Source organism: Paenibacillus sp. MMS20-IR301, assembly GCF_032302195.1.
In the GTDB taxonomy this organism is placed as follows: domain Bacteria; phylum Bacillota; class Bacilli; order Paenibacillales; family Paenibacillaceae; genus Paenibacillus_AQ.
Window position 1 is genome coordinate 31,305 of sequence record NZ_CP135275.1, and the last position, 18,881, is coordinate 50,185.

At 52.3% G+C, this 18,881-nt stretch carries 11 protein-coding genes; 5 read left to right on the forward strand and 6 right to left on the reverse strand.

Annotated features, from left to right (window positions below):
* Positions 1 to 340 precede the first annotated feature (340 nt).
* A complete protein-coding gene (locus LOS79_RS00130) occupies positions 341 to 5,536 on the forward strand; it encodes an S-layer homology domain-containing protein (protein ID WP_315415403.1) in 5,196 nt (1,731 codons plus the stop codon).
* Between the two features lie 801 nt (positions 5,537 to 6,337).
* Here the strand turns inward: LOS79_RS00130 and fliD are convergent.
* From fliD to LOS79_RS00150, 4 genes are all read right to left on the reverse strand, one after another.
* Positions 6,338 to 6,850, reverse strand: coding sequence for a flagellar filament capping protein FliD (gene fliD / locus LOS79_RS00135; RefSeq protein WP_315415404.1), 513 nt, complete (start codon positions 6,848 to 6,850; stop codon positions 6,338 to 6,340).
* A gap of 137 nt (positions 6,851 to 6,987) precedes the next feature.
* A complete protein-coding gene (locus LOS79_RS00140) occupies positions 6,988 to 8,793 on the reverse strand; it encodes an ABC transporter ATP-binding protein (RefSeq protein ID WP_315415405.1) in 1,806 nt (601 codons plus the stop codon).
* Positions 8,735 to 10,486 (reverse strand): ABC transporter ATP-binding protein, encoded by a 1,752-nt coding sequence (locus tag LOS79_RS00145; RefSeq protein ID WP_315415406.1) that lies wholly within the window; start codon positions 10,484 to 10,486, stop codon positions 8,735 to 8,737. Before LOS79_RS00145 ends, LOS79_RS00140 begins: the two co-directional genes overlap by 59 nt.
* A 51-nt stretch (positions 10,487 to 10,537) precedes the next feature.
* The gene (locus LOS79_RS00150) at positions 10,538 to 11,527 is read right to left on the reverse strand and encodes a LacI family DNA-binding transcriptional regulator (RefSeq protein WP_315415407.1); all 990 of its coding nucleotides are present in this window, start codon (positions 11,525 to 11,527) and stop codon (positions 10,538 to 10,540) included.
* A gap of 248 nt (positions 11,528 to 11,775) precedes the next feature.
* Between LOS79_RS00150 and LOS79_RS00155 the strand changes: the two genes are divergently transcribed.
* Both LOS79_RS00155 and LOS79_RS00160 read left to right on the forward strand, forming a co-directional pair.
* Positions 11,776 to 12,315, forward strand: a complete 540-nt coding sequence (locus LOS79_RS00155) for an RNA polymerase sigma factor (RefSeq protein ID WP_315415409.1) — start codon at positions 11,776 to 11,778, stop codon at positions 12,313 to 12,315.
* On the forward strand, positions 12,312 to 13,466 hold the full coding sequence (locus tag LOS79_RS00160; protein WP_315415411.1) for a hypothetical protein: 1,155 nt from the start codon (positions 12,312 to 12,314) through the stop codon (positions 13,464 to 13,466). The genes LOS79_RS00155 and LOS79_RS00160 overlap by 4 nt, the downstream gene beginning before the upstream one ends.
* 88 nt (positions 13,467 to 13,554) lie before the next feature.
* Here the strand turns inward: LOS79_RS00160 and yidC are convergent, their stop codons facing one another.
* A complete protein-coding gene (yidC, locus tag LOS79_RS00165; RefSeq protein WP_315415412.1) occupies positions 13,555 to 14,535 on the reverse strand; it encodes a membrane protein insertase YidC in 981 nt (326 codons plus the stop codon).
* Positions 14,536 to 14,871: 336 nt separating this feature from the next.
* On the opposite strand from yidC, the gene LOS79_RS00170 reads away from it, so the two are divergent.
* Positions 14,872 to 15,897, forward strand: a complete 1,026-nt coding sequence (locus tag LOS79_RS00170) for a LacI family DNA-binding transcriptional regulator (protein ID WP_315415413.1) — start codon at positions 14,872 to 14,874, stop codon at positions 15,895 to 15,897.
* Between the two features lie 404 nt (positions 15,898 to 16,301).
* Here the strand turns inward: LOS79_RS00170 and LOS79_RS00175 are convergent, their stop codons facing one another.
* Positions 16,302 to 17,255 carry a sugar kinase gene (locus tag LOS79_RS00175; protein WP_315415414.1) on the reverse strand — a complete coding sequence of 318 codons (954 nt, stop codon included), beginning with the start codon at positions 17,253 to 17,255 and terminating at the stop codon, positions 16,302 to 16,304.
* Positions 17,256 to 17,597: 342 nt separating this feature from the next.
* On the opposite strand from LOS79_RS00175, the gene LOS79_RS00180 reads away from it, so the two are divergent.
* Entirely contained in the window at positions 17,598 to 18,239 is a 642-nt protein-coding gene (locus tag LOS79_RS00180) for a bifunctional 2-keto-4-hydroxyglutarate aldolase/2-keto-3-deoxy-6-phosphogluconate aldolase (RefSeq protein WP_315415415.1), read from the forward strand.
* Positions 18,240 to 18,881: the final 642 nt, after the last annotated feature.

The following is an 18,881-nucleotide window of genomic DNA, read 5'->3' on the forward strand; positions in this document are numbered from 1 at the left end:
TCGCTCCTGTCCGTTACGCTAAGCGATTAACCTGAACAATGTTGTGCCAGCTCTCTTGACAGGGGCCAGGTCTTTACGGGGAGAAGCGAGTAACGGTTAAGTTCGCCTCGGGGCGGGTTTGTTCTGAATCGGGTTCACGCAGATTATTTTATCTTGCAAAAAATGACAAAAACCAAAGGGAAGCGCCGGATTCACCGCAATTTGTGTTCTAAAGTGAAAGATTCTAATTCTTTTCTCTCTCATGGAGCTGCAGAAGGATCCTATATAATTGGCGAAGTATTGATGATAACGCTTTCTTGGGAAGGCGCGAATATTAGTAACAGGGAGGTTAGTTAAAGTTATGAGAGCAATCAGGTATGGTAAAAGCAAAGCATGGCTGTCCATGCTGATCATCACGGCAATGCTGTGCGGGCTATTTCCGGGCGCAGGCCCGGCAGAGGCAAGCCCGGCTTCAGGCACTGTCTATTACGTAGACAGCACAGCCGGCAGCGACAGCAATCCGGGCACGTCGGATAGCAGCCCGTGGAGGACGCTTAATAAAGTGAATGCCATAGTTTTTCAGCCGGGAGACCGGATTCTGCTGAAGTCAGGCAGTGAATGGAACGGCCAGACACTGGCGCCGAAAGGCTCGGGCAGTGACGGAAAGCCGATTATTATTGACCGCTACGGCAGCGGGGCTAAGCCGAAGATTAAGGCAAACGGGCAATATGCCGATGCGGTTACACTCCGTAATCAGCAGTACTGGGAGATCCGTAATCTGGATGTGTCCAATACCGCACCGGTAACGGGCAGCTTTGCCCAGTCACTTGGCGATTTCCGCGGGATTCATGTCACAGGCGCTGATGCCGGCAGGCTGGAATACTTCCGGATCAGCGGTGTAGATGTGCATGATGTATCAGGAGAGATTGCCTGGATCAGCGGTACGGTACCGGCTGTACCGGACCCGGGGATCCGCTTCAAGACCGGCTGGGACGGCTCAAAGAAAACCGGAGGTATCGTCTTTGATACTACGGTGGCTGATCCGCAGCATCCGCTGCAGGCGACAGTGTTCAATGATGTGATTATTGAGAATTCTACGGTCAAAAACACATCGTTTGGGGGCATCATCTTCAAGCAGTATGCGGGTGACGGCGGCGGGGACAGCAGCGGTATTGTAAGCACCGGCTGGGGAACGCGCGACAGCGAGACTGATCCCAAGTTCACCCCGCATACGAACATCATTATCCGCGGGAACTATATTACGCAGAAGGATACAGCCTTCGGCTGCAACGCGATGTACCTGACCGGGGTGAGAGGTGCGGTCGTTGAGGATAACGTGGTAGAAGGGGCCGGCACCTCGGGAATAGAGACCTATTATGCGGATGACATAACGATCCAGTATAACGAGGTATTCAAGACCTCCCAGAAGGCGGGCGGAGCCGATTCCAACGGGATTGACCCTGATAAGGGCACTACCAAAATGCTGATTCAATACAACTACGTGCACGACAACGGGGACGGCATCCTGATCTGCCAGTTCAGCTTCGGGGATACCATCATCCGCTACAATGTGCTGGAGAGTAATACAAGGTACCCGATTTACCTCCATTCGGACAAAAAGGCAGTAGCCGAAATATACAACAATACGATCTACAATGACACCAGCGGGTATATGATCTACGGCTACGGCACCTCGCTGAATGCCACCTACAACATCCGCAACAATATTCTGTATACAGCACGGGCGGTTCAGGAACTGACGGTAAGCCCGACAATTACCTACGACAACAACAGTTATTATTCTACAACGGGTACACTTACGCCTCCGGCCGGTGATCTCCATGCCTTGACCAGCAATCCGCTGCTAAGTGATCCGGGCAAGGGAGTATCCGGTTCGGAAGCGGCAGGCCCCGCCTTAAGCGGGCTTGGAAGCGTATACCAGCTTAAGCCGGAATCAGTGCTGATCAACCGCGGAGTGAATATTCTGGAGGGTGCGGCCTCCGGCCTGAAGGATTTCGCCGGCCAGCCGCTCTATAACGGCAACGCGGATCTTGGAGCATTCGAGTATTATGATGCCTCAATGGATACGGCGACTGTGGCGGGCCGCGTAACGAATAGTGCAGGCAAAGGCATGAGCGGAGTCGCGCTCAGTGATCTGTCCGGCAGCGGACTGCACAGTGTAACAGACAGCTCCGGTTATTATGTAATCAAGGATGCCGCTGCCGGCAGCAGCATGAATCTTAAGGCGGTGAAGACCGGCTATTCGGACAGTGAAACCGGCAGCTTCACGGTAACGGCAGGTAATGTAATTACCCGTGATCTCAGGCTGACTTCCAATGCGGCAACAGGTGCGGTCACAGGGAAGGTGCTGGACGGAAGGCTGGCTGCGGCGGCGGGAGTGACAGTGACGCTCATGTATGACGGAATCCCGGTACAGAGCGCTGAGAGTGATTTTGACGGCCTGTACAGCTTCCCGGCGGTGGAGGTAGGGGAGAATTATACCGTCTCTGCGGCAAAAGAGGGCTACAGAACAGCAGCGGCATCCGCCATTCAGGTGGAGCCGGCGCTCACTACAGCTGTAACTGATCTGTACGTGGTCAGTAAGCAGGCGGAGCTGCTGAGTGCTTCCGGCTTCAATGACCTGGTTACAGATGCCAAGCCGGGTGAGCCCTGGACGGTAACTACTAACGGGGGCAATGTCGGGGCAGCAGAATTGCCGAGTGCCGCCGATAAAAGCATTAAGCTTACCCGCAGCAGCAACAGCGGCAACACCTCCATGTCACAGTCCTTTGCCGCCGGCAGCCTCAAGGGTGTGGTTACGCTGACGGCAGATGTCATGAAGCTCGATAATGCGGGCAGCACCAACTGGATCAGTGTTCCTTATATTTACAGCAGTGCCGGAACAGCGGGCACGAACGTTGGGGTGTCCCTGGCTTTCTCCAAAGGTCAGATTGTTGCGTATAAGGGCGGAACCTCAACCAACCTGATGCCTTATGAACCGGGGAGATGGTATAGTCTGCGGCTGGTGATGAACACCGGGTCCAGCCGGTTCGATCTTTATGTCGACGATGTGCAGGTGGCAGAACAGGCTGCCTTCCGCAATAAAATTCCCGATATCGGCCGGATCGACTATTATGCCAACAGTTCCAATTACGGCACAGCCTATATCGATAATGTACAGCTCTATCAAGGTATTCCTTATGAGCGCAACGATGCCGCAATTACCGGTGTCACGGCGGATCTTGGCCCGCTGCTGAAGCAGGGAGAGGACTACAGCCTGGAGGTTCCTTATTTCATGGACGCTGTGCAGCTGACTGTAGCAGCGGACAGTCCGAATATCTCTTCGCTGACGGTTAACGGCCTGCCGGCTGTAAGCGGAGTGCCTGCGGACAAGATTATACTGGAGGAAGGGATCAATACCATTCCGGTAGCGGTTACCGCCGAAGATGGCGTGACGCAGCAGACCGTAAATGTGACGATTCACCGGACACCTGCCGCTCTTGACTCTACATTGCGGGATCTGCAGATTAAAGGAAGTAAGGGTGAGGCTTTGCCGGTCTCGCCGGCATTTGCTTATGATCAAGACAGCTATGCTGTTACAGTGCCGGCCAGTGTCTACGGGCTGAAGGTGCTGCCGTTTGCCGGAGCACCCGGTACGGAGATCCGTGTGAACGGGATAGTAGTGGAAAGCGGCGCCACTTCGGGCGAAATTCTGCTCAAGGAGAGCAGCAGTGAAATTGCCGTGACCACGGCTTCAGCAGACGGCACAGACTACAGAACTTATCTCATCACGGTGAACTGGGAAGGAACCTACATTCCTGTTGAGCCTGAGCCTGGAATTAAGGATGCTGCAGTGAGTCCGCTGAGCGCGGTCTTCGATAAGAATCCGGCTAAGCGCGAAGCAGTTGAGATCGGAGTTGAGCGGAACGGCAACACGCTCTTAGCCATCCGTAACGGCGAGGCGGCGCTGAGTGAGGCGGATTACAGTGTCACCGGCAGTGTGTACAGTATTGAGCCTTCTTACCTGATGCAACAGGCGCTGGGTAAGCTGACACTGGTATTTGATTTCAATCAGGGCAAGGATGCGCCCGTAGATATCCAGATTGTTGATACGGCGGAACCGGGAACAGACCCGGGGACGAATCCAGGGACAGATCCGGGGACGAATCCAGGAACAGACCCGGGGACGAATCCGGGAACAGACCCGGGGACTGACCCTGGGACGAACCCGGGGACCGATCCGGGAGCAAATCCGGGGAACGATCCGGTACCGGGTGCAGCAGCGGCAGTTACCGGCAGCAGCGTTGCTGTGCAGCCGGCGGTGACGGTCAGCGGCGGGAAGCTGACGGCGAATTCGCAGTCCCCTGCAGGAGCAGTAACGGCTAAGGTGACAGTAACTCAGGAAGCGCTGAAGCAGGCGCTTACCCTTGCAGCAGCGGAAGGCGATAACGGGAAGCGAGTAACGCTCACCGTTAACCCGGCTGAAGGTGCTGAAGCTTATGAAGTTTCCTTGCCTGCTGCGGCTCTGGGCGCTGCGGCGCAGGGGCAGACGCTGGAGATTCAAACGGCATTCGCTACAGTGGTTCTTCCAGCCGGCATGCTGGATGCTGGGCAGGCGGTGCAGGGAGACACGGTAATATTGAAGATTTCAACAGCAGACATAGCTGCGCAATCTGCCGGGATTACTAAGGCAAACGGCGGAAGACCAGCAGTGGACCTCTCCCTCAGCAGCGGTGGTAAGGAGCTAAGCTGGCAGAATAGCTCTGCGCAGGTTGAGGTCAGTATTCCTTATAAGCTGACTGCGACAGAACTGCTAAATGCTGAATTCCTGGCTGTATGGCATATTGATGGGCAGGGGACAAGCCATCCGGTTACAGGAGGCCGCTATAGTCCCGACACCGCAGCAGTAACCTTTAAGGTACGCCACTTCAGCAGTTATGCGGTTGTCCTTAACCGCAAGTCCTTTGCAGATTTGGGGGCAGCACACTGGGCAAGCCGGCCTGTAGAGGTACTGGCGGCCAAGGGCATCCTGAACGGCGTCTCTGATAGAGCCTTTGCTCCGGGCGCAGCCGTCAGCAGAGCGGATTATGCCCTTATGCTGCTGCGTGCCTTCGGGCTGGAGAGCAGCGGGGCAACCGTATCCGCACCCGGATTCTCAGATGTGCTGCCAGGCAGCTACTACTATGAAGGAGTGATTGCCGCTCAGGCTCTGGGCATTGTCAGCGGCAACACCGATGGAAGCTTTACTCCGGGTGCACCGGTGACGAGACAGGAAATGATCGTCATGACGGACCGGGCGCTTGCGCTTGCAGGAGCCGGTTCATCGTCAGCCGCAGGCAGCGGCACAGCGTTGACGTCTGCCGCCGGTGCAGCCTCGGGAGTAACTGCAGCAGACATCCGCGATCTGGGCGATGTGGCCGGGTATGCGGCAGAGGCAGTCAACCGGATGCTGGCAGCCGGATGGGTTCAGGGTATCGGCAGAATGATACATCCCGCCGATACAGCCAGCCGCGCAGAAGCGGCAGTACTGCTGTACAATATTTACAGCGGGCAGTAAGAGCGACCATGAAGAATCCCCCAAGCGGCTTAGCGCTTGGGGGATTTTGCTTGCTTAGGTACTGTAGATAAATAAAAATGCAGGCAAATCCGTTGAGGCGGATCAAGACACAGGGAACCGCATCGGCTAGGCTCTGTCTCCAACAGCATCAGGAAATAATTGGATTTTGTCCACTTATTCATGAATGAAAAAGTCTTTCTCAAACAATAGTTGGAAAAACAGCACTTAATATAAGACTTATTAGCCAAAGTAGAAGAAATGCCCGAAATTAAATGACGTTTATCCATCTAATTCCCGCATACGTACCGAAACAGCTAAATTAAGATACATTTTTCCAACTGCTATTTCAGAGTAGGCGGTATGTCCGCCATTTCGGGATAACTACTAGTTACTATAAGAAACTTAATCAGGAGACGGGAGTGAGGTCCAAGCAAACATTGGCAAGCGGCTGCTCATATTGCCCTTTAGGCGGAAATTGTGTGTGAACGTCCCCCGGATGAGGAGAAGTGGAGTTCTGGTGAGGCAAAAGTCTGCTTCTATTGCACATTGTACATTAGATGAACCTTTAAGCGGTCCCTAAATGGGATCTACTGCATTTTGTACAATTAAATTCATTGAAACCAGTGTTTATTGGCAGAAAGCCGAAAATCAATTGCACAAAATGCAGCAGAATGAGATTTAGCCCGGGATACTGCCAATTCTATTGCAGAAAATGCAATCAGCTGAAGCTCACCGTATCATCAATAGAGCGAGATTAAAAGGCACCCGGTTAGGTGCCCTTTATGTATTATGTTACCTTAATCAGTAACGGGTATTGATGAGTAAGCCCGGCGTGCCAGAGGTGGAACTAAATAGAGACGTTCCAGAACCTGAGTTATATAGACCACGAAGCAGTTGAAGCTTATTCATGCTCTTGCTTAGCATCGCACTAGCCGGCAAATCATCGATGCGGCCCGTTTCCTTTTTAATTGTCTGAACCGTACTCGTCAGCGCCTTAGTCGTCTGATCAAAGCGTTCATTTAAGTTACGCCCCAGTTTCGCTTGGTCGAGATGGAGTTGACCATTCGCACCTTTCTGAATCCCAAGTTGTTCAAGCTGCTGGGCATTGAGCGAATTTGTGATACGTTTCATAATTGCTGAGTTCATATAACTAGATGAATTCTTCGCCTGAGCCGCCATCGCGTTATAACTATTCACTACCGCATTAACCTGCTTAACAACATCAGCAGAATCGGTAGGAGAATCTTTCTTAAGGAGGTTGCTAGCCGTCGCATTTACCGTCTGTGCGGATGTCATAAAATCTGCAATGTTCACTGCTGCCTCATACAACTGTGCAGAAAAGTAATCGTCATATGCGCTTTGCAACGTAGACCCTGACGATTGGCTAGAAGCGGATCGTGTAGTTGAACTTGTTTGGAACAGAGATGCTTAAGCAGAACAATGTACTTCAATCACGGAGTGTTCACCAGATGGCTCCGGCTCTCCTGAAGCAGCTCAGCGTAATATCCGCCTTGCTCCAGCAACTCAAGCGGATGACCGGCTTCGGCAATCCGGCCATCCTTCATTGCGATGATCAGGTCTGCTCCGGCAATCGTCGACAGGCGGTGGGCGATGATAAGCGTCGTTCTGTCGCTGGCTATATTGTCTATCGCCTTCTGGATCAGCTTTTCTGTGTGGGTGTCGATGTTAGCTGTGGCTTCATCCAGCACGAAGATGGCCGGATCATGGGCGATGGCCCGGGCGAAGGAGAGCAGCTGGCGCTGGCCGGCGGACAGCGTGCCGCCGCGTTCGGTAACCGGCTGCTGCACGCCGCCCGGGGAACTCAGCACGAACTCATCAGCACAGGAGGCCTGCAGCGCTTCAAGCACATACTCCTCCGCGATGTCGTCGCCAAGCGTAATATTGTCGCGGATGGTGCCGGAGAACAGGAAGACATCCTGCAGCACAACGGAAATATTCCGCCGCAGATCATCCAGACGGATGTCGTTCACATTGACACCGTCGATGAGAATTTCGCCTTTCTGGACACGGTAGAAGCCGTTGATCAGGCTAATTATGGTCGTCTTGCCTGCGCCGGTCTCCCCGATGAAGGCGGCGGTCTGTCCTTTGTCAATGACGAAGCTGACATCTCTTAGGACCCAGTCGTCACCGGTATACGAGAACCACACATGACGGAACTCAATCGTACCGTGCAGACGGTCCATCTCAAGGCCGCTCTCCGGCTGCTCCAGACGGTCCTCCTCACGGATCAGATCATAGATACGCTCTGTGGATACGAGTGCGGACTGAATTGAGGTGTACTTATCCGCCAGATCGGAGATCGGAGCGAAGAACTGCTTGATATAGGTGGTAAACGCGAACAGCACACCGATCTGCAGGGTGCCGCCGGAAATCCGGCTGATGCTGAACCAGACCAGCAGCGCTACGGCCAGGCTCTGAAACATATCCGAAGCTGGCTTCATGATACTGTTGAGCCGGACCTGAATCAGGGTTGTTCTGAAATATTCCCCGTTCAGCCGGAGGAATTGCTCTTCTTTTTCCCGCTCGGCACGGAAGCTTTGGATAATCCGCATCCCGGAGAGGCTCTCGGCGATGAAGCCGTTGATCTGTCCGATATAATGCTTCATATGGAAGAAGTTCTTTTTGATTTTATTCTTAATGAAGAGAACCATGAAGGCCATCAGCGGAATGACGGTAAAAGAGACCAGTGTGAGGGAGGGGCTGAGCAGCAGCATCGCGTAGATAATGCCGAGCAGCAGCAGCACATCCTTGATCAGCGAGATGACCACATCCGTATACAGCTCGCTGATTTCGGCTGTGTCGTTGGTAGCCCGTGTGATAAGCCGCCCGGAGGAGGTCCGGTCCAGATAGGGCAGGGGCAGCCGTTCAATAATGGAGAATACACGGACCCGCAGCTCATGGATCAGGCTCTGGCCGGCTTGGCCGACAATCAGCGCCTGCAGGTAGGAGAAGATCCCGCCGGCAGCCGCTACGGCAACATACAGCAGAGCCAGGCCGCCAATAGAATTGAAGCCTTTCTCAGCAGCGCCTCCGATCAGAAAATGGTCAATGACCCGCTGCAGAATCAGCGGCTGGATCAGGAGCGCCGCATTGACAATTACAACGCACAGACAGGCCAGCAGCAGCTGAAACTTATACGGTGCGGATAACCTCAGCAGCAGCTTTACTGCACCGGGTTCAGATTTCGCTTGAGCTGCCAGCGTGTCTTTCTTCAAGCTGTTCGGTATAGATGCCATAATACATCCCTCCTTTCGCGAGCAGCTCCGCATGGGTTCCCCGTTCGGCAATCTGCCCTTTATCCAGCACGACGATCTCATCGGCTTCCATAATCCCGGATACACGGTGCGAGATCAGGATGTTGCTCTTGCCCTTGCGGGTCTCCCGCAGGCTGTTCAGAATCTGGCCTTCCGTTACGGCATCGACCGCAGACAGCGCGTCGTCCAGGATCAGAACCGCCGGCTTACGGATCAGCGCCCGCGCAATTGCGAGCCGCTGCTTCTGCCCGCCGGACAAGTTCACGCCGCGTTCGCCAAGCTGGGTATCATATCCGTCAGGGAGCTCTTCGATGCTGCCCGCGATCTGGCTCAGCGCTGCGGCGTTCTGTACTTCAGAGTCGGTGTAGCCGTCTTTGAACAAGACGATATTGTCCCTCACGGAAGCGGCGAAGACGAAGGACTCCTGCGGCACCATGCCAAGTCCTTCCCGCAGAGCCTCCAGCGTATAACCGTTAATGTCCCGGCCGTCCAGCTTAATCTTCCCCGGGTCCGCGTTGAAGAAGCGGAAGAGCAGGGAGGCCAGGGTGCTTTTACCGGAGCCGGTACGGCCGATAATTCCCAGCGTATGCCCTTTGGGCAGTACAAGCGAGATGTCCTTAAGCGCCGGAACGGCGGAGCCTTCATAATGGAAAGTCAGCGCCCGCAGCTCAAGCCCGCCCTCCGGCACAGTCCGTACAGCCTGCGGCAGATCGGCAATCTCCGGCTGCACCTTCAGAATGTCATTCAGCCTCCCGAGTGAAGCTATCCCCCGCTGAAAGATCGTTACGATCCGGCCAATCGACACAATCGGACTGACAATCAGGCTGAGATATCCGTTAAAAGCGACAAAGTCCCCAATGCTGATCTCCCCGCGCAGCACCATCGCGCTCCCGAAGGTCAGATTGAGCACAAAACAAATGGCAAAGCCGAACTCAATCATCGCGGGCAGCAGAGCGGAAACCTTGATCAGATCGAGGTTCGCCTGCTTCATCCCCTGGCTGAGCCCGCTGAATTTCTCCATTTCGGAGCGCTCCTGCACATAGGCCTTAATTACACGGATACCGGAGATGTTCTCCTGGACCTTGCCTGAGACGGCGCCGAATTGCTCCTGGACGATTCTGAACCGGGTCTGGACCCTGCGGCCGCTCAGCAGCATCAGCACAATAATGAAGGGGAGCGGAGATAGCGTAATCAGGGTCAGACTGGCGCTGACGGAAGCAAACATGAAGTAGACCGAGGAGAGGCAGACAACAATTCCGTTAAAAGACATCGCGGTAGCCGGACCGAAGGTCATGCGCACTGCTGAAATGTCATTGATGGCGTAGGCGATCAGATCACCGGTATTCCGGCTGCTGAAGAATCCGGGCGAGAGCTTCAGGAAATGCCGGTACAATTCTTCACGGATATAACATTCCAGGTTGCGGCCGTTCGCGATAATAATATTTCTCCACAAGAAGGTGCATAGGAAGACAGCAGCGGCAATCAGTACCATCCAGAGCACCCGGGTCAGCACCACGCCTGGATCGAAGCCGTGCTCCTTCATAAGATCGACGCTACTGCCGAGCACCTTGGGAAATAGAGTCTGAATGAAGGAGGCGGCGAACATGAAGGCGAAGCCTATGGTATAGCTGAGCTTGCGGGACTGGAAGAAACGCAGTAAGACAGAAGAATTCATTAAATTCCCACCTTTACATACCCTTGTTAAAAAGACTGAGCAGGCTCAAATTCACAGCTCCCGGACGGAATCCCGTTCTACCAGGGTGCTGAGAATGGCTATATTCTCGGCAGGCTTCCCCGGCTCGGCCATCCGTTTGAGCAGAGTGGCAACGACAGTGCGGCAGGAATAGTCGATATTGAGGTCCATCGTGGTCAGTGCAGGCAAGGAAAAGGCCGAGACCTCGGTATTGCCGCTGCTGAGAACCGACACATCGCCAGGTACCTTGATTCCCTGCTCCTGAAGTATACGAAGCAGTTCAACTGCAGTGAAATCATGATCGCAGATAAAAGCGCTGGGCAGCCTTCCCTCCGCCTGGAGTGCGGACAGCTTCGCAGGCAGCTCTCCGCCCCGGCTGAGGAAAAGCTCATCGTCTACAGGCACCCCGTAATCCTCCAGGGCGGAGGTGATGCCGGTTTTCTTTTCTTTATTACGGTAGGCACTGGGGTCAGACAAGAAGGCGATCCGGCGGTGCCCGCGGTCGAGCAGATATTTGCACTGCTTGTAGCCGGCATTAAGGAAGCTGAACCACACGCTGTCGTAGTCATAAGCCGGTGAGTAGCCGGTATAGAAAATTAAATTAGGAATCTGCTGATGGATGAACGCAGCATACTCCAGATTAAAGCGGCCGATTAGAATAACGCCGTCGAACTTGAAGCCGCGGCTCAGCCGGTAAGGCAGGATCAGCTTGTTCTGATTCTCCTTATCCACAAATTCGATGCTGTAATCTGATTCAGCCTTCTGCAGAGCAAGCTCGATGCCTTGTACCATAAAGCTGAAATTGCTGTTATCATGCGAATAGGGCTTCTGGTGCAGCACCAAAATTCGGGCAGGCGTATGCTTCTTGGGCTTGATATAGCCCATTTCCGCCGCTTTTTTCACAACTGCTTCCTTCAGCTCGCTGCTGATTCCAGGCTGGTTGCCCAGTGCCCGGCTGATGGATACCGGTGAGAGGCCCATGGCTTCGGCAATATGTGTGATTGTCACTTTTTTAGTCTTCAATAAGATTCCCCCGCTTTATTGTGCTGCCACAGCAGCCAGCTGCCGCATTGTTATTATAATGATCCTTTAAACGGGAATCTACGATAGAAAACGAAAAAAATAGCGTAAAAAATAATTTTTAATAACGTAAAATTGCAGATAATTATATGCAGTTTGATAAAAAAATATATTTTGGCCGTCAAATGTGATTTTATCGGGAACCGTTTCGTTGCTGAAGAGTCTTATTGGGCGAGAGGGGAGAGGGAAGCATGCAGAGTAGAGATTTACCCTATAGCGTGACTATCGCTCCGTCCATGACCCTGCGGGAAATGATGGAGGCTTACGGCAGCGATGTATGGAATTATGCGTTTTTTTTGACCCGCAGCCGGGAGCAGGCGAATGATATCAGCCAGGAGGTATTCCTTAAGGCATATAAGAATGCCGCCAGATACCGGGGCCAAGCTACACTGAAAACCTGGCTGCTGACCATCACGCGCAATACTGCGTTCAGCTGGAGGCGGAACAGCTTCTGGCGCAGATTCGTTCCGCTTGGCGACCGGCAGGAGCCCGCGGGATCAGCCTTATCTGCGGAAAAGGAGGCCATCGGCAACCAGTACGCAAACCGGATCTGGGAGCTCATCATGGAGCTGCCGGATAAATACAGGGAGGTGCTGGTGCTGGATATCCAGCAGGATCTGTCGGTAGCAGAAATGTCTGCACTGCTCGGCATCGCCCAGGGGACAGTCAAATCCCGGCTGGGCCGGGCCAGGGATAAGATAAGAACGGCGATAAAGGAGGAAGAGCTGTGAAGAGAGAGTATGAACAAGAAAAGCTGCACAGGATGAGCGGAACGCAGGACTGGTATGACAAGGCAGGACGGAATCCGCTGGCTGAGCCCGGGTTCACCCCGCAGCTGATGGCCCGGATTGAACAGGCTGCCGAAGGCCGTTCTTCTGGAAAAAGCGGACAACGCCAGCGGGTCGGACGTACCCTGGGCCTCGGAGGACTTGCAGTGATGCTGCTGTTCGGAGCGCTTATCTGGCCGTTCGGGGAATGGAGTAATGGTGATTCGGCCGGGCTGCTGGCAGCACTGTTCCATCCGTCAGGGGCGGCAGCAGTTCAGCCTTCAGCGTCTACATCAGCGTTGCCTTCAGCTGCTTCTTCCGCATCGCTGAAATCCTACAATCCGCCGCCTGGCGCTGCAGAGTTTGAGTTAGGCGGGATCAAGTATTACATGCCCCTGCCAGTGAACCGCGACAAGACACGGGCGCTTGCCGTTGAAACCAATGCCGGAATTGTCTGGTCGCCTCCTCCTCCGATGGTGGACTATCTCAAACCCGGATATACACATAATACAGAGCCTTATATTTTATATCTGTCGCCCAAAGGCCAGCCCGAGTTATCTGAGTCAACAGCTAAGCGGCTCTATGCCTTTCCGCTCTATGCAGGCGGTTCGCAGACTTATTATCAGCTATCTGCAATCTATGCCGGCGGCGATTATGTAATTATGAGCAGCAATACGTTTACCTTGGGTAAGCAAAAGAACAGAACAATAGAGAAGTTATCTATTGTGGACGTAAAAGCGGTTGCGGCCGGAGAGACGGCTGTCCCGCGTGAACTGTACGATTTTGGCAGCCAAAGCTATGACCTGTCTGTGTACAGATCCTACATTGCCTTCGATCAAGTGAATGAAGATATGCTGCTTGTCTACTACACTAAGAATGGTAATAACAGTTACGATGCCCATGGCATACTATACGATCTTACCGCTGGCGGCATACAGAACGTGAACAGCAAGATCGGTATTAACGTTCAGGGCCGGCAGCAGACAGCCACTTATGAGGTGAGCGGTAAGAGGCATGAAGCGGACGTAGCTTTGCTGCTCGGCGAGCAATGGTATTTTGACTGGGTGTATGAAGAATACGGACAAAAAATTGACGCCACTACCTTTAACAAATGAGTTTTTATAGCTTGAACTATGCTCGCTGTTAACCAGTGCCAGCATACAAACAGAGCATCTGAGGAAGCGCCTCAGATGCTCTGTTTATTTATTCTTTTGGTGGCTTGGTGTACATTCTGTTGAGTATGATGGTTTGCACGATAATGAATATTCCGCCAACCGCCCAATACAAGGGTAACGCAGCGGGCATCCCGAAAGAAAATACACCCATCATAACCGGTGACAACAAGCCGATGAAAGCCATTTGGCTATTCGGATTGGGCTGAGGCTGCGCTGAAGCGGATTGCGACACACGGAACTGAATGTAATACACCGCAGCGGCAATCAGCGGCAAAATGATATCCGGCTTCCCCAGGCTGAACCACAGAAAGTCATGCGCCGCAATTTCGGGGGTACGGCGAATGGCGTAATAAAATGCGAGGGTGACCGGCCACTGGATCAGCATCGGCAAACATCCCATATTTAAGGGATTAAACTGATGCTTCTGGTAGAGCTCCATCATCTCCGCCTGCTGTTGTTTCTTTGCCTCCGCAGTGTTATCGTCCTTATACTTCTCCTTAAGTGCAGTTAACTCCGGCTGGAGGACGGCCATCTTGTCTTTCATGTCCATCTGTTTCTTGGTCTGATTCATCATAAGCGGCATGATGGCAAGCCTGATGATGAAAGTCATCAGCACAATCGATAATCCGTAGTTTCCGTGAAAAACATCCGCGAAGAATTTGATCAGAAGCGAAAAGGGATAAATAAAATAATGGTTGAATATCCCGGATGAACCGGACTCAATCGGGTTTAACGGGGATGCTGACGAGCACCCGCTGAGCACAATGGCCGGAATTACTCCAAGCAATATGATAAAAACAAGCCTGGCCCATTTTGGAAGCATTAAATTCTTTTTCATCGTTGTCCTCCCTACTTGAATGTATAGATTATCAATGTGGGGAAGGACTATGGTCTTCATCATCAGGGGCTTCTCTCCGCCTGACGGTACGTACGATCCACCGCTGTATGCTGCTCGGCTGCGAGAGCCGGACAGCCACAAACCAGGTTGAACCGGCTGCAGCAATTTCATGACCCCAGTGCATCTTTTGTAAAGAAATATAGGTGAAAGGAAGTACTACTAAGGAAGAGATAAGAGCGAGCGAGAATGCCAGTTGAACCAAGTCATAAAAATGCTCCAGTCCAGTTCACCTCCGTAAGAGCCGTATTGGGAAAATTTGAATACTGGTTATACGCTGGAAGAAGTGTGTGGTTTCACTAAACTGCACATTGGACAATCCCTATAGATAATTTACTAAAAGAAAGCTATACTTTTGATAATATTAGTCCGTATAAAGCCTTCCAAAGTTTATCAATGCGGGATTGTATAATGAGGATAGGTGCTATACAGGAGAGTGGAGCGGGGTAAATGAAGAAGCTGACCATTGAAGATGTGGCCCGGAAGGCTGGCGTATCGAAGAGCACGGTTTCGCAATTCTTGAATAAAAGGTTCAAGTATATGAGTGAGACGACCAGAAACCGGATTGCTGAGGTAATCGAGGAGCTGAACTACCAGCCGAACGGGCTGGCGCGCAGCCTCAAGCAGAACCGTACGCATATGGTGGGTATCATTGTAGCCAACATTGATTACTCATTATCGATCCAGTGTATCCGGGCGATTGAGAATGAGCTGCAGCGCCACGGGATACAGGTCATTATCTGCAATTCCGATGAGAATGCGGAGAAAGAGAATACTTATGTGGAGACGCTGGTGGCCCGGCAGGTGGACGGGCTGATTATTTTCCCGGCCGGCGGTCAGGCGGCGCCTTACACCAAGCTGATAGATGCTGAATATCCGCTCGTTTTCATGGACCGGCTGGTAGAGGGCATCTCGACCCAGAGCTTCCTGCTGGATAATGAGATGGCGGTAAAGACAGCGATCAAGGAGCTGACCCGGCAGGGCCATGAAGCGATTGCATTCCTCTCGCTGCCGCTTGGCCTTCACGCGATAACTCCGCGCAAGGAAAGAATGAGCGGCTACAAAAAAGCGATGGAGGAAGCGGGCCTGCCGCTGCAGGATGCTTATATGCGGAGTGTGCCGCGTGAAGAAATCTCCGCTGCGCTGGATGAGCTGCTGCGGCTGCCTGAGCCGCCGACGGCGCTGCTGGCCGCGAATGATCTCGTGCTGGGTGAGATTCTGAAGTATGCGAACCGCCAGGCTGTGGCCATTCCCGGCCAGCTGTCCGTCATCGGGATCGATGATGCTGAATTCGCCCGGATTTATAATCCGGATATTACGACAATCCGCCAGCCGGCTTATGAGATGGGCATGCAGGCTGCGAAGATTATGCTTAATCTGATTAATGACCAGGATGGCTCCATGCCGATTACCTACAGATTCCCGCCTTCGCTGCAGCAGGGGCAATCTGTTCAGCCGCCGGCCCTGAAGCAATAAACCGGTTTATTGTACTTGCTGTCACCAAGGAGCAACCGCTAAGCTGTATGGCTTTTGTGAGCCTCCTGATTTTTTGGAGTAAAGCATGCATACGGACTCAGATGACGCTATTTTACGAAAAGACTCACATATGAGCTTGTTGCGGACTCACCGGCCGTTATATTGTCGCTTGGAGCTCTAAAAGTAGCAAAACTAGCAGGTTAAGCGCATCTGAGCCGCAAGGGCTGTGAATTGACGGAAATCGCTCGAACAACGGCCTTCCAGTCCGCAGAGGTGATTCTTTGACAGGGTAGCCTCCAATAACGCCGCTCTAACAAGTAAAGGGATTCCCAAAGCCAGTTATGGCAGTTGGGAATCCCCTTTTGTTGCTGCTGTAAACATTCAGGCAGCCTTAAGCCGCATTCCTACATCCCGCCGTTCATGAAATTCTCCAGTAGGCCGCGGGTCGGCAGTCCGTCCATATCCCCGGGTGACATTACCGCGAGCGCACCGATCGCATTGCCGCGTTTCACAGCGTCTGCGATACTCAGCTTCTCCAGCATGGCACTGATTACGCCTACAGCGAAGCCGTCTCCGGCGCCAACCGTATCGATAACCTGCTCCACTTTGAAGCCGTTCACATAACCTTCTTCGCCAGCGGCGGTTTTGTAATAAGCACCTTCAGGACCCAGCTTGATGACAACGAGCGAGACCCCGCGCTCCAGGTAGAAGCCGGCAATCTCCTCCGGAGTCTCAAGTCCGGTCAGGATTTTCCCTTCCCCATGTCCGGGCAGGAACCAGTCGCAGCGGGTGGCCAGATCATTGATCGTCTTCACCATGGTTTCGGTATCCGGCCAGAGGGTCGGGCGCAGATTGGGATCGAGGGAGACGGTTTTGCCGCGCTGCTTCATAAACTCCATGGCATGCAGCGAGAACTCATGGCAGGAAGCCGAGAGTGCGGAAGAGATGCTGGTTACATGCAGGTGCCCGGCTGAAGCGAAATAGTCTTCATTGAAATCAGCCAGACTCAGCTTGGAGGCGGCGGAATTTTTACGGAAATATTCTACTTTGGGATCTCCGTCCAGCACTTTGGATTTGATCAGCATACCGGTCGCGAATTCCTTGGTTTTGGTAATACTGGCTGTATCGATATTTTCCTTATTCAGTGCACCGATGATGAACTGTCCGAAGTTGTCTTCGCCAAGCTTGGTTACATAACCGGTGGCGTGCTCCAGACGTGACAATCCGGTTGCTACATTGCTCTCCGCACCTGCAAGTGCTTTCGAGAACGAGGTCACTTCATGCAACGGGCCGACTTCATTGGCATAGAACATGGCCATAGGCTCCCCGAAGGTGACTGCATCCAGCTGTTTACTCATGAATAATTCCTCCTAAAAGTTTGTGGGCGTGCTTCCATGTAAGTTGAAATTATCACATAAAACGGTTTTGTACAATATCGCTTTGCCTTTCCGATTATATTTTCTATAAGTGATATCACTCAATAAATCAAAGAATCCTTGATAAATAAGGTTTTTTTGCGATATGTCAAGAAAACAGGCTCGTTCACATAAATATATATTGACTGGCAGCACTAAAGTTATTACTATTTTCTTAGAAGATAGCTGCCTGTCGTTAGTAAAATAGATAAATTAGTTTATCTAAATAAATATTCTTAATTAAATATGTATCCAATTTAAATGTAAACAGAGAGGAAGTTTGCAATGAAGAAGATTAAGGTTTTGCAGAATATCACATCTGTTGGTGTAGTGGCTGTTATCCGTGCCGATAATGCAGATGATGCCTACAAAATGTCGGCGGCCTGTATCGAAGGCGGACTGAATAACATTGAAGTAACATTTACCACTCCGGATGCCGATGTGGCGATCAAGCGCCTTGTTGCTGATTTTGGAAACCAGGCGGTGATTGGTGCCGGTACAGTCCTTGATCCGCTCACAGCAAGAATTGCCATTCTAGCCGGATCGGAATTTGTGGTGAGCCCGTCTTTTGAAGAAGAGACTGCCAAAATGTGTAACCTATATGGTATTCCGTATATGCCGGGCTGCATGACGCTGAATGAGATGAAGGAAGCGCTGAAGCTGGGCGTGGATGTACTGAAGCTGTTCCCGGGCAGCGCGTTCGGACCCGATTATGTAAAGGCTGTGAAAGGCCCGATGCCGCATGTGAATATTATGCCTACCGGCGGTGTGGATCTGAACAACATGGAGAAATGGATTAATAACGGCTGTATCGCTGTAGGAATCGGGGGCAACCTGACCGCTCCGGCGAAGGAAGGACGCTACGACCAGATCACTGAGCTGGCTGCGCAGTATGTGGCGAAGTATAAAGAGATTAAAGGCCTGTAAATTAAGAAGAAAGTAAGCAGGGGAAGCGGCTCTGTCCGTTGAACTGAAATCACCTATGAGAAATGTCTTGCTGGTATCCGGCAGGGCATTTTTGTATATTAAGCGGGGGAATGGATCTCTGGACCTCTGTCAAGAAAGTAGACAGTCACGCGCCGGATTTCAAGTACATAGTGTAGCGTTACGGACATGAGAGGCGTTAAGCTGTGGAAAAGCGGCTGAATGCTGGCCATACGGACACCAGCGCCGTTACTTCGCCAGAAAAGTGGAGATATCACAAGAAAAGTGACGAATAAGGTCTGTGGTGTCCGCAAACCCGCCAAATGGAACGAAAACGGGCTGATAAGGTCTGTGGTGTCCGATAAGTGATGCCGATTGACAGAAATTCCTTCATTAAATGATTAGCGGTCTCCAGTATGTGAATTCAGGGCTGGTAAATTCCACTGCAGCTTATGTGAGGATTGTTAGCCGTCAGCGGCTTGCCGGACTGATGCAGGTTCATTCCCGGTCGCCCTTTCTTCAATATAATCATGGATTATTATCTATAGATTGCAGTTTCCTGGATGTGCAAATGATGGAATTGCGGCTGATCAGGCAATACTTTCAATTAAGAAGCAGGTGCCTTAAGGCCTGCCCAAATTGAGG

What these genes read in the sequence shown, in the direction of transcription:
- LOS79_RS00130 (WP_315415403.1), top strand. Translation starts at nt 341, where the DNA reads ATGAGAGCAATCAGGTATGGTAAAAGCAAAGCATGGCTGTCCATGCTG.
- LOS79_RS00140 (WP_315415405.1), bottom strand. Translation starts at nt 8,793, where the DNA reads ATGGCATCTATACCGAACAGCTTGAAGAAAGACACGCTGGCAGCTCAA.
- LOS79_RS00145 (WP_315415406.1), bottom strand. Translation starts at nt 10,486, where the DNA reads ATGAATTCTTCTGTCTTACTGCGTTTCTTCCAGTCCCGCAAGCTCAGC.
- LOS79_RS00155 (WP_315415409.1), top strand. Translation starts at nt 11,776, where the DNA reads ATGCAGAGTAGAGATTTACCCTATAGCGTGACTATCGCTCCGTCCATG.
- yidC (WP_315415412.1), bottom strand. Translation starts at nt 14,535, where the DNA reads ATGAAATTGCTGCAGCCGGTTCAACCTGGTTTGTGGCTGTCCGGCTCT.
- LOS79_RS00170 (WP_315415413.1), top strand. Translation starts at nt 14,872, where the DNA reads ATGAAGAAGCTGACCATTGAAGATGTGGCCCGGAAGGCTGGCGTATCG.
- LOS79_RS00175 (WP_315415414.1), bottom strand. Translation starts at nt 17,255, where the DNA reads ATGAGTAAACAGCTGGATGCAGTCACCTTCGGGGAGCCTATGGCCATG.
- LOS79_RS00180 (WP_315415415.1), top strand. Translation starts at nt 17,598, where the DNA reads ATGAAGAAGATTAAGGTTTTGCAGAATATCACATCTGTTGGTGTAGTG.